The organism is Castellaniella sp., assembly GCF_049651205.1.
In the GTDB taxonomy this organism is placed as follows: Bacteria; Pseudomonadota; Gammaproteobacteria; order Burkholderiales; family Burkholderiaceae_B; genus Castellaniella.
In genome coordinates this window covers 365,391-380,033 of the sequence record NZ_JBASBR010000012.1, presented here as the reverse complement: position 1 = coordinate 380,033, position 14,643 = coordinate 365,391, and the positions used below count along the sequence as shown (strand labels likewise).

Sequence of the window (14,643 nt, the reverse complement as noted above, 5' to 3'; positions counted from 1 at the left end):
GCCGCTGGCCGGCTGACGATGCCCAGAGGATACCCACATGAACTATCACTGGAACTGGCTGATTTTCTGGGCAGATGCTCCGGATGGCACTGGTACCTACTTGCATACTCTGATTCGCGGGGCCTACTGGACACTTGGTGTGTCGGTGATTGCCTGGATCATTGCCTTGCTGGCAGGTGTCACAATCGGCGTGCTGCGCACCACCCGCATTGCATGGCTCGAGCGCCTGTGTGCCGGCTATGTCGAACTCTTTCGCAATGTGCCGCTGCTGGTACAGATGTTTTTATGGTATTTCGTCTTCCCTGAAGTCGTGCCCAAAGCATTGGGCGATGCCATCAAGCAGGCCGACCCCACCTGGAGCACATTCTGGACAGCCACGGTGTGCCTGGGGCTGTTTACCTCGTCACGGATTGCCGAGCAGGTGCGCGCGGGCATCACCGCGTTGCCTCGCGGCCAGGATATGGCCGCCACGGCACTGGGCTTAAACCGCAAGCAGGTCTATCGCTACGTTTTGCTGCCCATGACAGCGCGCATCATCATGCCGCCACTCACCTCCGAGGCACTTAACCTGATCAAGAACTCGTCACTTGCATTTACCATTGGCCTGCTCGAAATCACCGGGGCGGCACGTTCGATGCAAGAGTTTTCTTTCCAGATTTTCGAAAGCTTCACCGCAGCCACTATCTTGTACCTGATCATCAATCTGATTGTTGTGGTGCTGATGCGTGTTCTCGAAAAATCGCTCAGCGTACCCGGTTTCATCGGGTCCAAGCGCTAAGGAGGCACCATGTTTGGTTTTGATTTTGATGTCATCTGGCGCACGCTGCCGTATGTATTGGGTACGGGCCTTGTCTTTACCGTCAAGCTGACGGTGTTGGCCACAGTAGGAGCCATCATCCTGGGCACGCTGATGGCCATGATGCGCCTGTCGTCCAACCGCCTTGTCTCGGGTGTTGCTGGCTTTTATGTCAACCTGATGCGGGCACTGCCGCTGATCCTGATCATTTTCTGGTTTTATTTTCTGGTTCCCTACGTTATTGGCTGGGTCACGCAAGCAGGACGGCCCATTGCCGTGGGCGGGTTTACTTCGGCGCTGATCACCTTTATTTTGTTTGAGGCCGCGTATTTTTGCGAGATCATGCGTGCCGGCATTCAATCCATCCCCTTTGGTCAGGTGGGTGCGGGCTATGCCCTGGGCCTTAATTACTGGCAGGTGATGGGGCAGGTGGTGCTGCCGCAGGCGTTTCGTAACATGACGCCGGTGTTGCTCACACAAATGATTGTGCTGTTTCAGGACACGTCCCTGGTGTACGTGCTGTCGCTTACCGATTTCCTCGGAGCCGCCAATAACATCGCCCAGCGCGATGGTCGCATGGTCGAGATGTTCGTCTTTGCTGCTGTCGTGTACTTCATTATTTCCTATATTGCGTCTCGGTCGGTGAAGCGGCTCGAGCGCCGTATCGCCATTGTGCGTTAAGGGCAGGAGTCTTCTTCATGATCGAATTCAAAAACGTCAGCAAGTGGTATGGATCCTTTCAGGTGCTCACCGATTGCACCACCACCGTGTCTCATGGCGAGGTCGTGGTTATCTGCGGGCCTTCTGGTTCGGGTAAATCCACCCTGATCAAAACCGCCAATGCACTCGAGCCCTTTCAAAAGGGTGAGATCTTCATCGATGGAGTGTCTGTGGGTGCTGCCGGCACCAACCTGCCCAAGTTGCGTTCAAGCATCGGGATGGTGTTTCAGCACTTCGAACTCTTTCCTCATCTGTCGGTGATGCGCAACCTTATGTTGGCGCAAATGAAAGTATTGGGTCGCTCCGAAGCCGACGCCAAAGTGCGTGGACGTGCCTTGCTCGATCGGGTAGGCCTCATCGACCATATCGACAAATATCCTGGGCAGCTCTCTGGTGGCCAACAGCAACGGGTGGCCATTGCCCGGGCACTGGCCATGGATCCCAAGGCGATGCTGTTTGACGAGCCCACCTCGGCACTCGACCCCGAAATGGTCAACGAGGTACTGGATGTGATGGTGGACTTGGCTAAAGAAGGCATGACCATGATGGTGGTCACCCACGAGATGGGTTTTGCCCGCAGCGTGGCCGATCGCGTGATCTTTATGGATCAGGGTGCCATCATCGAAGACTGCACCAAAGAAGAGTTCTTTGGCGATCCCGATGCCCGCTCGGATCGGGCCAAGCAGTTCTTGTCCAAGATTTTGCACCACTGATCTGTTTTCCGGCTGGCCATGGTGGCCAGCCTTTTTTCAGCTTGAAAGGTATCCGTCATGATTCCCGGCGTTGACAATGACAGCATTGTCTATCTTAATGGCGATTACGTCCGTCTGGGCGATGCCAAAATTTCGGTACTAGACCGTGGCTTCATTTTTGGGGATGGCATCTACGAAGTCGTCCCGTGCTATGGCGGCAAGCCATTTCTGATGGACAACCACCTGGCCCGTTTGCAACGCAGCCTCAAGGCTATCCGCATCAATGCCGGCCGCAGTACCCAGGATTGGCAAGATCTCGTCTTGCAGATGCTTTCGCGGTCTGGCGCCACCGGTGATTGCACGGTGTATTTGCAGGTGACGCGTGGCGTTGCCAAACGCGAGCATGGGTTTCCCCCATCGGCACAGGCCACCGTGTTTTGCATGGTGTCGCCGCTTAAACGCCCCAGCCAGCAGGTACGTCAGCAGGGCATGACGGCTGTCAGCATGCCTGACGAGCGCTGGCTGCATTGCGAAATCAAATCCGTATCCCTGCTGGGTAATGTGCTGGCCAAGCAATATGCAACAGATGCCGGGGTCGACGAAGTCCTGCAGTTTCGAGGTTCGCATTTGTCCGAAGGCTCTTCCTGCAATATCTGGGTGGTCAAGGATGGCACGCTCAGTGCCCCGGTACGCGACCATCTCATTCTGGAGGGCATCCGCTATGGCTTCCTCGAGCAACTGGCTGCGCAGGCTGGAATCCCATTCCAGTCCCGTCCCATTACTCAAGAAGAAGTTGCTCACGCCGACGAGATCATGCTGTCGTCGGCTACCAAAGAGGTTTTGCCCATCACCCAGCTGGATGGCAAGGCTGTCGGAAACGGTATCCCTGGGCCGGTATATCAGCGCCTGAGGGCAGCTTACGACGCAGCCATCGAGGCCCTGTAGGCCCCTTTGCTATGTGGTGGGCGACCACCACATAAACTGGTTTTTGCCTGCCTTTTTTGCGGCATACATGGCGGCGTCGGCGTGGCCCATTAGCATGTCCAGCGTGTTGCCGTGTTGGGGGTATTCTACGGCGCCAATACTGGCAGATAGCTGCACCTTGGTACCTTTGATCGTAAAGGGCTCTGACAGTGCCGCCAGGATATCGCGGATGACGCGCTCGGTATCTGCTCGTGCGTGCAAGTCGTCTAGCAAGATGGCAAACTCGTCACCCCCAAAGCGGGCCACCGTATCCTGAGACGTTGCCCGAACCTGTTGCAGCAGACGTTGAGCCGCTTGTTTCAGCAGTGTGTCGCCTGACGCGTGGCCATATTCGTCGTTTACCGATTTAAAGCCGTCCAGATCTAGATACAAGATTGCTACCAGACGTCGGTGCCGCTGGGCTGTAGCCAGTGCTCGCTGACAACGCTCTTGGAACAGCACGCGATTGGGCAGGCCGGTGAGCGCATCATGGCGCGCTGCGTGCGCCAGGCGGGCTTCACTGGCCTGGAGGGAGAGGGTGCCCGCTCTTTGCCGTGCCAAAACAAGTGTCAGCAAAATCGCCATGGCCACTACTGCCAGGGTTGCCAGCCCGGTGGCAATCCAGTATCGGTTGTGCCGTATGGATGCCTGCGTCATAGCCTCATCCAGCGGGGTGCCAAACACCACCATCATGGAGTACTGGCTAAGTGTGCGGTAGCTGATGATGCGTGAGATGCGATCGGGAAGATCAGTGATGAACTGGCCGATGGGATGGGTTTTGGCGCGTACAAACCAGGGTAGGGATCGTGCGTCGTCATCGAAATCCAATGTGTTGCCGATCTGGCTGCCGCGTGTGTAGCCGTCGGTGCCCAGTACCTGGATCAGGGTCTGCTGCGCATGTCTTGGTTGGGCAGTGTGCCGATAGAAGTGGGTGAGTTGGGCGGGATCGATGGCGATCACCGTCACCCCCCCGAAGCTGCCGTCAGGCAGGGTGGTACGCAAAGACATCGGGATACGCCACTGGTGTGACACTCGCCCGAAAACTGCCCGGCTGATAAAGAGTATGTCTTCTTTGGTGTGTTGCTGGGTGGTAAAGAAGTCTCGATCCGAGTAGTTCACCTCAGGTGGCGTGTCTTGGGTGCTGGCGATGATGCGACCCTGTGCATCGACCACGCTGAGGATGGTGAACATATGTTCGCGGATGGTGTGATCCTTGATCCAGCCGCGGATGTCAGGGGCCTTGCCGTGCAGGAGATAACTCTTGCGAGCAAACGCCGCCACCTGTTCGGCAGCTTTCAGGGTGCGGATCAGGTCTTGTTCAAAGGCAATTGCCAGATTGGCATCGGCCTGCATGGTGGATTCGATGGCCTGTTCCCGCTCTGTATCCACTACGTGCGAGACGGCCAGCCAAAGCGTTGCGATGGATGCCAGGCTGAGCAGGGCGATCAGAAGACAGGTAGGCACAGAGAAAGCGTGGCGCTTTTCGTGAGCCATGACAAAAGGAAATAAGCGGACAACAAGGCAACTGTAACCGTTTGCTTAAGAGGCGTCGAAGATTAATCCCCGCCTGTGGTGAAACGGCGACAAGTCCTCTGTGCTGGGGCCCCGGGCAGTCGTGCTCACTGTGATATTCTTTTTAGCTCCTCTCACCTTACGTGGCGTACCATGTCCGTTGATTATCTGAAGCGCATCCTGACGTCAAAAGTGTATGACGTCGCTCACGAAACTCCTCTGGACACGGCCCCCCGAATTAGCAAGCGCATTGGCAACACTGTGTTGCTCAAGCGTGAAGACACTCAGCCGGTGTTCAGTTTCAAGCTGCGTGGCGCCTACAACAAAATGGCGCATCTCACCCCCGAGGAGCTCAAGCGTGGGGTGATTGCCGCATCGGCAGGCAACCATGCTCAGGGGGTTGCGCTGTCGGCCAACCGCCTCAAATGCCGCGCGGTCATCGTGATGCCGGTCACCACCCCGATGGTAAAGATAGATGCTGTCCGGGCATTGGGTGGCGAAGTCGTGTTGTTTGGTGACAGCTTTACCGAGGCGGCCGAGCACGCGGTAGAACTCCAGGCCCGCGAAGGCCTGACTTTCGTTCATCCCTTTGACGACCCCGATGTGATTGCCGGTCAGGGCACAATCGGCATGGAAATCCTGCGCCAGCATCCAGGCCCTATTGATGCCGTCTTTGTAGCCATTGGCGGAGGTGGCCTGATCTCCGGCGTGGCCGCTTATATCAAGCAGCTGCGTCCGGATATTCAGATCATCGGTGTGCAAACCCAAGACTCGGATGCCATGATGCGCAGCGTGCGCGCTGGTCGCCGCGTCAAGCTTGCGGATGTTGGGCTGTTTTCGGATGGCACGGCCGTGAAACAGGTGGGGCAGGAAACCTTCCGGCTGGCGCGCGAGTATGTGGATGATTTTGTGGCGGTGGATACCGACGCCATCTGCGCCGGCATCAAGGATGTCTTTCAGGATACCCGCAGCGTGCTTGAGCCCGCTGGTGCGCTGGCTTTGGCGGGCCTCAAGCGCTATGCCGCGCAGCAAAAATGGAAAGGTAAAACATTGGTAGCCATTACCTGTGGTGCCAACATGAACTTCGACCGCCTGCGCTTTGTGGCCGAGCGCGCCGATGTGGGTGAAGCCCGCGAAGCCTTGTTTGCCATTACGCTACCCGAGAAGCGTGGTAGCTTTTTGCGCTTGTGCGAAGCCGTTGGCCAGCGGGCAGTCACCGAATTCAATTACCGTATTTCTGATTCCCAGGAGGCTCACGTGTACGTGGGCCTGCAGATCCGCTCTGAACCCGAGATCGATAAACTGGCGGCACATTTTCGCAAGCAGGATTTTCCCACCCTGGATCTCACTGGCAACGAGATGGCCAAAACCCACCTGCGCTACATGGTGGGGGGGCATTCCGGATTGGCCAAACATGAGGTGCTGTACCGTTTCGAGTTTCCCGAGCGTCCCGGTGCCTTGATGAAGTTTTTGGGCGCCATGAATCCCAACTGGAACATCAGCCTGTTCCATTACCGTAGCCAGGGTGATGACTACGGCCGCATCCTGGTGGGTATCCAGGTGCCCCCCGAAGACAAAAAAGCGTTTAAAGAGTTTCTGTCGACGCTGGGGTATCCATACTGGAACGAGACCGATAATCCGGCGTATCGCCTGTTTCTATAACACGCTCGGCTGGGAATCGGATCGTAAAAACGCTGCCCTTGCCCGGTGTGCTGTCAATATTCAGCGTGGCCTGGTGGCGTAGTGCCACATGCTTGGTGATGGCCAGACCCAGGCCCGTGCCTCCGGTCGCGCGCGAACGTCCGCGGTCTACCCGGAAAAATCGCTCGGTCAGACGCGGGATATGGGTGGCCTCCACGCCGATCCCTGTGTCTTGCACCTGAAAGCTGGCACGTCCGTCGTCATCACGCTGCCACACCACTGTAATCGCGCCCTCTGGGGGGGTGTACCGCACTGCATTGCTGATCAGATTGCTGATGGCTGAAGAAAGTTCGGCTTCGTGCCCCATGATGTGCAGGGTTTTACAGAGTTGGGTTTTAAACCGATGCTGGCCTGCAGAAAGTGCCCGGCCCTGTGTCAGAGCCGCCTGGATCAGGGCTGGAACATCCACGGCTTCACCGACCTGGTTGGGTTTGGTTTCAAGCGAGGATAGTGTCAGCAGGTCGGACACCAGTGCCTGCATATTGCTGGCTTGCTGTGCCATCAGTTGCAGATAATGACGACGCTGTTCTGCGCTGATGGCTTCTTCGGGCAGGTCTTGCAAAGTTTCGATGAATCCCGACAGCACTGTCAGGGGGGTGCGCATTTCGTGCGATACATTGGCCACAAAATCCTTGCGTGTGTTTTCCAGCCTTTCGATCTGGGTGATATCGCGCGTGACCATCAAAAACTGGCCCGCGCCATAAGGTGCCAGATGCAACATCAGGGTGCGCGGCTGGCGGCTGCCCCCCCAGTGCAGGATCAGTGGTTTGTCCCAGCTGTCCTGGCCTGCGTATGCGCCAAATTCAGGTGTGCGGATGATGTTGAAGATGCTGTGGCCACGGTCTTGTTGCAGGTTCAGGCCCAGATGTTCGGCTGCGGTCTGATTGCACCATAGCAGGGTTTTGTCGGGGGCCAGCATCAGGGCGCCATCGGGCAGTGCTTCGGCCGCCAGCAGTGCACGCTGGAAATTGCGGCTGCGCTCTTGCAGATCCATGCGGTTTTGCTTCAGCTTGCGATACACCGGTGCCAGCACTTCGTCCCAGGGCCCAATGGAAGCCGGGGGGGGATCGTCGATGCGGAGCACCCAGCGGGAAATCCGCGAGAGCTGTACCCCGCTGACCAGCACCATCATCAGCAGGCCCAGTGCAAACACTGCCCAACCTGTTGCTGCTCCCAGCCATGCACCCAGCAGCCAGCCACCCAGGGCCCAGAGCGTGACGGTAACAAGCGTTTTGGTCATGAGGAGTGTGTCGTGCTGAAGCGGTAGCCTGTCCCGCGGATGGTCTGGATCAGGTGCTCCTGACCCACTGTCGACAGGGCCTTGCGCAGCCGACGGACATGGACGTCGACGGTGCGCTCTTCCAGGAAGACGTGGTCTCCCCAGATCTGATCGAGCAGCTGGGTGCGAGTGTACACGCGTTGACCATGGGTTGCGAAAAAGTGCAGGAGGCGAAACTCGCTGGGCCCCATGGACACTGCTTGCTCGTCCAGGTGCACAGAACGGGAGCTGGGGTCGAGCGTCAGGGGGCCAGCCTGCACGGGATCCGGTGCCAGCTGCGGGGCACGGCGCCGCAGCAGCGACTTGATCCGGGCCAGAAGTTCGCGTGGCGAAAAGGGTTTGGTCAGGTAGTCATCTGCGCCGGCTTCCAAACCATCCACCTTGTCCTGTTCAGTGTCTCGTGCTGTGAGCATGATCAGGGGCACGTCGCGGGTTCGGGTGTCCCGGCGCAAAGCGTGCGCCAGCTGAATGCCCGGTTGATCCGGAAGCATCCAGTCGAGCAGGATCAGGTCGGGCAGCTGTTGCTTGATCTGCTGTTGTGCCTCGTGGCAGCTAAATGCTGCGTGCACCTGATAGCCTGCATGTTGCAGATTGACGGACAGGAGCTCCTGGATGGCGGGTTCGTCTTCAATAATCAGGATTGTCGTGGGCATCAAAAATCGGTAGACGTTATGGTTCAGAACAACATCATACGGTGCCATTATTTCATTTTCGTGACGATCAGCTGTCAATGCAGGATGACGGACAGCCTTCTGAATGCGGTACGATACGCAAATCATGAGTGATATACCCCAAGATTTCGGCCAAGGGCAGCAAACCCATTTTGGTTTCCAGACGGTACCTGAAGCCGATAAAGCACATCGCGTCGCCGAGGTTTTCCATTCTGTAGCCAGCCGCTACGACATCATGAACGATCTGATGTCCGGCGGGCTGCATCGTATCTGGAAATCCTTCACCGTTGGCCGTGCCCAGGTGCGTCCGGGCATGCGGGTGCTGGATATCGCCGGGGGCACCGGAGACCTCGCCCGTGCGTTTGCGCGCCGCGCGGGGCCGCAAGGCGAGGTCTGGCTTACCGACATCAACGGCTCCATGCTTCGTGTGGGCCGGGATCGTCTGCTGGATCGCGGTGTCGTCACGCCGGTGGCGGTTTGCGATGCCGAATGCCTGCCGTTTCCCGATCAATATTTTGATCGGGTCTCGGTTGCCTTTGGCTTGCGCAACATGACTCACAAAGAGCAGGCCCTTGCCGAAATGCATCGGGTGCTCAAACCGGGCGGTAAGCTGCTGGTGCTCGAGTTCTCTCGTGTCGCGCCCGCGCTGGCACCCGTCTACGACTGGTACTCCTTTAATGTACTGCCCAAAATAGGGCAGGTGGTGGCTTCCGACGAAGCCAGCTATCGCTATCTGGCAGAATCCATTCGCATGCACCCCGATCAGGAAACCCTGGCAAGCATGATGCGCACCGTGAGCTTCGATCGCGTGCAGTATTTCAACATGACAGCCGGCGTGGTGGCCTTGCACGAGGGTGTGCGTCTCAGCTAAGCGGCCACCTTGCTGTCTTCTCCACCTGCCGGGCCACCTTGCGTGGCCCTTTCCTTGCAAAACTATGGTAATTTACGACGTTCAGGTTGTTGTCAGCTTGTGGCTGACAACAACCGAAACCGATTCTTCTCCGGAGATCTCATGACCTTCCAATTACCTCGCTGGCTGATGGCCGCCCTGATGCTGTCCGTCGCACTGATGATGCTTGCTGTTACGTCCGACGCCCAGGCGCGCCGGATGGGCGGAGGTCTCAGCTTTGGCCGTCAGTCCACCAATGTCATCAAACAGCGTCAGGCCGTCACACCGCCTGCAGCCGCCACTACTCAGCGCGCCGCCACCACGTCGGCTGCTGGCGCCACTGCAGCCAAGTCGGGCATGTCCCGCTGGTTGGGGCCTCTGGCCGGTATTGCTGCCGGTCTGGGCATTGCAGCGCTGCTGTCCAGCCTTGGGCTATCGGGGGCTTTGCTTGAGTTCCTCTCCAGTGCCTTGCTGATTGGTCTGGTGATCTTTGCCGTGATGTTTCTGGTGCGCCGTCTGCGGGGTGCTCAAAGTCCTCTGGCTTCTGCTGGGGCGGCACAGGGCGGTAACAGCTATCGCCAGTCCGCCTCCCAGAGCTCGCAGGGCCCCGCATGGGGGTCAACGCCAGCCGCTTCGGCGTCCGCGGCGCCGGTCATTCAGGCTGTCCCGTCTGTCGATGCACCTGACCCCTCCTGGTTTGTTCCAGCCGATTTCGACATCCCCGCCTTTTTGGTACAGGCCAAGCAGCAATTTACCCGGGTACAGGCGCTTTGGGATGCCGGAGATCGCGAGGCGCTAAAGGCCTTGCTCACCGACGATCTCCTGGCAGAGATCACGCCGCGCCTGCCGCAGCCCGACGAAAGCAATCACACCGAAATCGTGTTGCTTAACGCGGAGCTCCTGGGTATCGAAACCGTGGCCGGCGGCCACCTGGCTAGCGTGCGTTATTCGGGCATGCTGCGCGAAGCTGAGGGTGCCGAGGCCTTCCGCATGGAAGAAGTCTGGAACCTCTACAAGGCCGACGGTGAGGGTTGGCTGCTGGCAGGTATCCAACAGCTGAATCCTCAGGGTAACTAAAGGTGGTTTGGCAGGGCAGCGCTGCGTGCCCTGCCGATAAGCCCCAGGCAAAACCGGTAAACTGAGGTTCCTGCGCACCCGCGTAGCGCGTGTTTTTCGGTTGCCTGTGCATGAAGCTGCCCCTACCTTCTTTCCTACCCCCGCCCACGGCTGTACTGCTGCGTGGCTTTAATACGCTGGTGCAACGCGAGCCCTGGGCCCAAGAGCGCCTGTCGGCGCATGCCGGCAAGTCAGTGCGTCTTTCTGCCGGTATCTGGTCATTGCAACTCAGCATTACGGCGCAAGGCCTGGTGCAGCGCTGCGATCCTGCCATCGTGCCCAACGTGACCCTCTCGGTTCCAGCCCAGCGCCTCAAAGAGCTGCCTGGTGCCTGGGCATCCCAAGGGCTGGCTGGGGTGACGGCACTGGCGCATATCCAGGGAGATGCCGGCCTGGCACACCTGGTGTCCGATCTCGCCCGAGATCTCCGCTGGGATGTGGAGAGTGACCTGGCCGGCGTAGTGGGGGATGTGATGGCGGTGCGTCTGGTACAAGGCAGCCGTCAGTTGGTATCTGGTGCCAAGGTGGCTGCCGGGCGTGCCCGCGACAACGTGTCCGAATATCTCGCAGATGAGTCCGGTCTGGCCGTCCGGCATGAGGCCCTTGGCCAGATATCTGCCGGGGTAAAAAGCCTGGGTAAACGGCTTGATGCACTCGATCAGCGGGTGCAGCGCCTGAAGAGGCATTCATGATTACGCTGCTGCGCCTGATATCTATCCTGGTGGTGGCCTTGCGTTACCGCCTCGACGAGCTCGTGCTCTCCAGCTTGCAGCATCCTCTGGCCCACTTCTTGCTGCGCATTGTTTGCCTGGGCTGGCGGCCCCGCCGCCCGCGTGGCGAGCGCCTGCGCCTGGCTCTCGAAACCCTGGGCCCCATTTACGTCAAATTTGGCCAGGTCTTGTCCACGCGTCGCGATCTCATCCCGGCCGACCTTGCCGACGAGCTGGCGCTTTTGCAAGACCGCGTGCCGCCGTTTCCTTCCGAGCAGGCGGCGCAGATTATCCAGGAAGCTTTGGGTGCTGCGCCACAAGCCCTGTTTGCCCACTTCGAGCGCGATCCGGTGGCCTCTGCCTCGATCGCCCAAGTGCATTTTGCTGTCCTGCATGATGGCCGGGAGGTTGCGGTCAAGGTCTTGCGTCCGGGTATGCGCCACGCCATCGAACGCGATCTCACCTTGTTGCGGGTACTGGCCGGGCTGGTCGAGCGTCTGATGCCGGATGGGCGGCGTCTCAAGCCCCGCGAGGTGGTGGCCGAGTTTGATAACTATCTGCACGACGAGCTTGACCTGATCCGGGAAGCCGCCAATTGCAGCCAGTTACGCCGCAATTTTGGGCCTGAGACAGGCCGTGCCGAGCTTTTGATGGTGCCTGAGGTTGTCTGGGAGTATTGCACCAGCCAGGTGTTTACCATGCAGCGGATGCGCGGTGTGCCCATCAGCCGGGTCGAGCAGCTGCGTCAGCTGGGTGTGGATATCCCTTTGCTGGCCCGCCAGGGCGTGGAGATTTTCTTCATGCAGGTGTTCTCGGACGGCTTTTTTCATGCCGACATGCATCCCGGCAATATTCTGGTGTCCGATCATCCCGATACCCTGGGGCGCTACATTGCCCTGGATTTCGGCATCGTAGGATCTTTGTCCGAATTCGATAAAAACTATCTCGCGCAGAATTTCCTGGCGTTTTTTCATCGCGACTATCGTCGGGTGGCACAGTTGCACATCGAGTCCGGCTGGGTGCCGGCCGATACCCGTGAAGAAGAGCTCGAAGGCGCGGTGAGGGCCGTGTGCGAGCCTTATTTTGATCGCCCTCTGGCCGAGATTTCCCTCGGGCAGGTATTGCTGCGCCTGTTTCAGACGTCGCGCCGGTTTAACGTCGAGATCCAGCCGCAGCTGGTGTTGCTGCAAAAAACACTGCTCAATGTCGAGGGCATGGGACGCGAGCTGGATCCCAAGCTGGATCTCTGGCAAACCGCCAAACCTTTTCTCGAACGCTGGATGCATCAGCGGGTGGGCCTGCGCGGTCTGCGTCAGCGTCTGGATCAAGAAGCCAGCCAGTGGTCGCAGATTTTGCCTCAGCTTCCCCGACTGGTGTATGGCCGCTTAAGCCAGCCTGATCTCACGCCTGCCATGCGAGCCGAAATCCAGCAGCTTCGACGGGCGCAACAGGGTACCCAGCGGTTGCTGGGGGTGCTTTGTGGCATTTTGGCGATTGGCCTGGGTGTGGCGGTCTGGGCGATTGTTCATGGAGGCGCCCTATGATCGCGAGATTTGATGCCAAGGTGCTCTCGCCCCAGGCCTGCCTGCGCCAAGTGGCCGATGGATCATTGGCACGTCCGCTGGTGTTCACCAATGGGGTGTTTGATCTTTTACACCGCGGTCATGTCACTTATCTGGATCAGGCGGCACAGCTGGGGGGCAGCCTGGTGGTGGCCGTCAATACCGATGCGTCTGTGCGGCGCCTGGGCAAGGGCCCCGATCGTCCGTTAAACCGCATGGAAGACAGGGCCGCTTTGCTGGCGGCGCTGAGCTGTGTTGATGTGGTTACCTGGTTTGACGAAGACACCCCGTTGCAGTTGATTCAGGCGCTGCAACCGGATGTGATCGTAAAAGGTGGCGACTACGACATGGAAACCCTGCCCGAGACGGCGGTGGTGCGGTCTTGGGGAGGGCGTGCGCTGGCTATTCCGTTTGAGCACCAGCGCTCGACCACCAGCCTGCTGGATAAAATCCGCCTTAAAACTTGAATCGCGAGCGCGCAGTGCCGCGCAACGGCTTGGTCCAGGTATCAAAAATCTGGACGGTCTCGAAGTTGGCTGCGCTGGTGCGCGTGATACGACAGGCGGTCATGATGGGATTGTGGCCCACGATGGCCATCAGACGGCCGCCTACAGCCAGTTGATATTTGAGCGCGTCGGGCACTGTGGGCACGGATCCGGTGATCAGGATCGCATCGTATTCGGCTGTCCCCCAGCCCGCATGGGCGTCGCCGGTTTCCTGGACGATGTTGTTGATCTGGTTGCGCGCAAAGTTGCCTTGGGAAAAGGCGGCCAGCCGACTGTCGATTTCGATGGTGGTGACTTGCTGACACAGCCGGGACAACAGGGCGGCCTGATAGCCCGATCCTGTTCCAATCTCCAGTACACAGTCGGAGGCGGTGAGATGCAGCTCTTCGATGAGCCTGCTTTCTACCTTGGGTGAGAGCATGTGCTCGCGGGTGTCTACGCCATCGATGATGAGCGGCAGCTCGGTGTCGGCAAACGCCAGCGCGCGCAGCTGGGGCGGGACAAAGTGCTCGCGTGGGATATCGAACACGGCCTGCAGCAGGCGTTCGTCCTGGACGTTCCAGGGGCGGATCTGCTGTTCGACCATATTGAAGCGGGCGCGGTCGGCATCGGGGATGTCGTTGACGTTCATGTCGCGTAAGCCTTAGGGTTAACGTGCATCGATTATAGGCCAGCGTTTGGCCATCGGGGGCTAGTGGGCTGCTGACCCGTTATTGGGCCACCAGGCATGAAAATGCTGTACGGGGCCGTGCCCCGAGCCCACCTGCAGTTGGCCGGATGCCGCAATGGCTTTTTGCAGGTATTGCTTGGCCTGTTGCGCGGCGTCGGGCACGTTGCCGGTGCGGGGCAGCAAGGCTGCCAGGGCGGCAGACAAAGTGCAGCCGGTGCCATGCGTGTTGGGTGTGTCAATGCGTCTGCCAGGCAGCTCGATCAGGCGGTCGCCATCGTGCAGGAGATCAATGGTGTCATTGCCTGGCAGATGACCACCCTTTAAAAATACCCAGCGCGTGCCGTCGTCAGGCAGCAAGCGGCGCAGGCGTTCGGCCATGCGGCGCATTTCCTTGAGACTATCTGCCGGGCTTTGGCCCAGCAAAACGCCGGCTTCGGGCAGATTGGGTGTGATGATGGTGGCCAGGGGGATGAGCTCTTCTCGCAGTGCCGAGACGGCTTGCTGCTCCAGCAGGTGGTCGCCGCTTTTGGCCACCATGACAGGGTCGAGCACCACATGAGGAGGTTTCCAGTGAGCCAGGCGCTCGGCAACCGCACGGGTAACCCCGGCTTGCCCCAGCATGCCGATTTTTACGGCGTCTATCCGTATATCTGCAAACAGGGTGTCGATCTGCGCCGCGACGAAATCAGGGGCAAGGGCGGCGATATGGGTGACTGCCTGGGTGTTTTGCGCGGTGAGGGCAGCCACGACGGCCATGCCATAGGCACCCAGGGCACTCATGGTTTTGACGTCGGCCAATACGCCGGCCCCTCCGGAGGGGTCGACGCCAGCGATGGAAAGGGTGTTGGGGATCATG

15 protein-coding genes are annotated in these 14,643 nt (G+C 59.0%); 10 read left to right on the top strand and 5 right to left on the bottom strand.

Translation table 11 applies throughout. The features are described from left to right. The first annotated feature begins 37 nt into the window (after positions 1-37). Genes WA928_RS09105 through WA928_RS09090 form a run of 4 tightly spaced genes read left to right on the top strand, consistent with a single transcriptional unit; the run spans position 38 to position 3,153 of the window. A complete protein-coding gene (locus WA928_RS09105) occupies positions 38-778 on the top strand; it encodes an amino acid ABC transporter permease (protein ID WP_424302494.1) in 741 nt (246 codons plus the stop codon). Positions 779-787: 9 nt separating this feature from the next. Beyond that, positions 788-1,477, top strand: coding sequence for an amino acid ABC transporter permease (locus tag WA928_RS09100; protein WP_424302491.1), 690 nt, complete (start codon positions 788-790; stop codon positions 1,475-1,477). Between the two features lie 17 nt (positions 1,478-1,494). Next, positions 1,495-2,229: an amino acid ABC transporter ATP-binding protein gene (locus WA928_RS09095; protein ID WP_424302488.1), complete on the top strand. Its 735-nt coding sequence runs from the start codon at positions 1,495-1,497 to the stop codon at positions 2,227-2,229. Positions 2,230-2,286: 57 nt separating this feature from the next. Continuing rightward, a complete protein-coding gene (locus tag WA928_RS09090; protein ID WP_424302485.1) occupies positions 2,287-3,153 on the top strand; it encodes a D-amino acid aminotransferase in 867 nt (288 codons plus the stop codon). A 9-nt stretch (positions 3,154-3,162) separates the two neighbouring features. On the opposite strand, the gene WA928_RS09085 is transcribed toward WA928_RS09090, so the two are convergent. Further along, complete coding sequence (locus tag WA928_RS09085) at positions 3,163-4,665, bottom strand: diguanylate cyclase domain-containing protein (protein ID WP_424302482.1); 1,503 nt, start codon at positions 4,663-4,665, stop codon at positions 3,163-3,165. A gap of 171 nt (positions 4,666-4,836) precedes the next feature. Here WA928_RS09085 and ilvA point away from each other — a divergent pair, with 171 nt between their 5' ends. Then, the gene (ilvA, locus tag WA928_RS09080; protein WP_417276344.1) at positions 4,837-6,345 is read left to right on the top strand and encodes a threonine ammonia-lyase, biosynthetic; all 1,509 of its coding nucleotides are present in this window, start codon (positions 4,837-4,839) and stop codon (positions 6,343-6,345) included. Here the strand turns inward: ilvA and phoR are convergent. Then, a complete protein-coding gene (gene phoR, locus WA928_RS09075) occupies positions 6,269-7,624 on the bottom strand; it encodes a phosphate regulon sensor histidine kinase PhoR (protein ID WP_417276345.1) in 1,356 nt (451 codons plus the stop codon). The two genes, ilvA and phoR, sit on opposite strands and share 77 nt — an antisense overlap. Continuing rightward, a complete protein-coding gene (gene phoB, locus WA928_RS09070) occupies positions 7,621-8,316 on the bottom strand; it encodes a phosphate regulon transcriptional regulator PhoB (protein WP_417276346.1) in 696 nt (231 codons plus the stop codon). The genes phoR and phoB overlap by 4 nt, the downstream gene beginning before the upstream one ends. A gap of 124 nt (positions 8,317-8,440) precedes the next feature. Between phoB and ubiE the strand changes: the two genes are divergently transcribed. The 5 genes from ubiE (at position 8,441) to rfaE2 (ending at position 13,078) form a co-directional block, all read left to right on the top strand. Then, positions 8,441-9,205 (top strand): bifunctional demethylmenaquinone methyltransferase/2-methoxy-6-polyprenyl-1,4-benzoquinol methylase UbiE, encoded by a 765-nt coding sequence (gene ubiE, locus WA928_RS09065; protein ID WP_424302477.1) that lies wholly within the window; start codon positions 8,441-8,443, stop codon positions 9,203-9,205. A gap of 141 nt (positions 9,206-9,346) precedes the next feature. After that, a complete protein-coding gene (locus tag WA928_RS09060) occupies positions 9,347-10,300 on the top strand; it encodes a Tim44 domain-containing protein (RefSeq protein WP_424302474.1) in 954 nt (317 codons plus the stop codon). A gap of 110 nt (positions 10,301-10,410) precedes the next feature. Further along, positions 10,411-11,031: a ubiquinone biosynthesis accessory factor UbiJ gene (locus WA928_RS09055; protein WP_424302471.1), complete on the top strand. Its 621-nt coding sequence runs from the start codon at positions 10,411-10,413 to the stop codon at positions 11,029-11,031. Beyond that, positions 11,028-12,593, top strand: a complete 1,566-nt coding sequence (gene ubiB, locus WA928_RS09050; RefSeq protein ID WP_424302468.1) for a ubiquinone biosynthesis regulatory protein kinase UbiB — start codon at positions 11,028-11,030, stop codon at positions 12,591-12,593. Before WA928_RS09055 ends, ubiB begins: the two co-directional genes overlap by 4 nt. Continuing rightward, positions 12,590-13,078: a D-glycero-beta-D-manno-heptose 1-phosphate adenylyltransferase gene (gene rfaE2, locus WA928_RS09045; RefSeq protein WP_424302465.1), complete on the top strand. Its 489-nt coding sequence runs from the start codon at positions 12,590-12,592 to the stop codon at positions 13,076-13,078. The genes ubiB and rfaE2 overlap by 4 nt, the downstream gene beginning before the upstream one ends. On the opposite strand, the gene WA928_RS09040 is transcribed toward rfaE2, so the two are convergent. Together WA928_RS09040 and thiD are read right to left on the bottom strand one after the other, a co-directional pair. Beyond that, on the bottom strand, positions 13,068-13,748 hold the full coding sequence (locus WA928_RS09040; RefSeq protein ID WP_424302462.1) for a protein-L-isoaspartate O-methyltransferase family protein: 681 nt from the start codon (positions 13,746-13,748) through the stop codon (positions 13,068-13,070). The genes rfaE2 and WA928_RS09040 overlap by 11 nt on opposite strands. Positions 13,749-13,808: 60 nt before the next feature. After that, on the bottom strand, positions 13,809-14,642 hold the full coding sequence (thiD, locus tag WA928_RS09035) for a bifunctional hydroxymethylpyrimidine kinase/phosphomethylpyrimidine kinase (RefSeq protein ID WP_424302459.1): 834 nt from the start codon (positions 14,640-14,642) through the stop codon (positions 13,809-13,811). Position 14,643 lies beyond the last annotated feature (1 nt).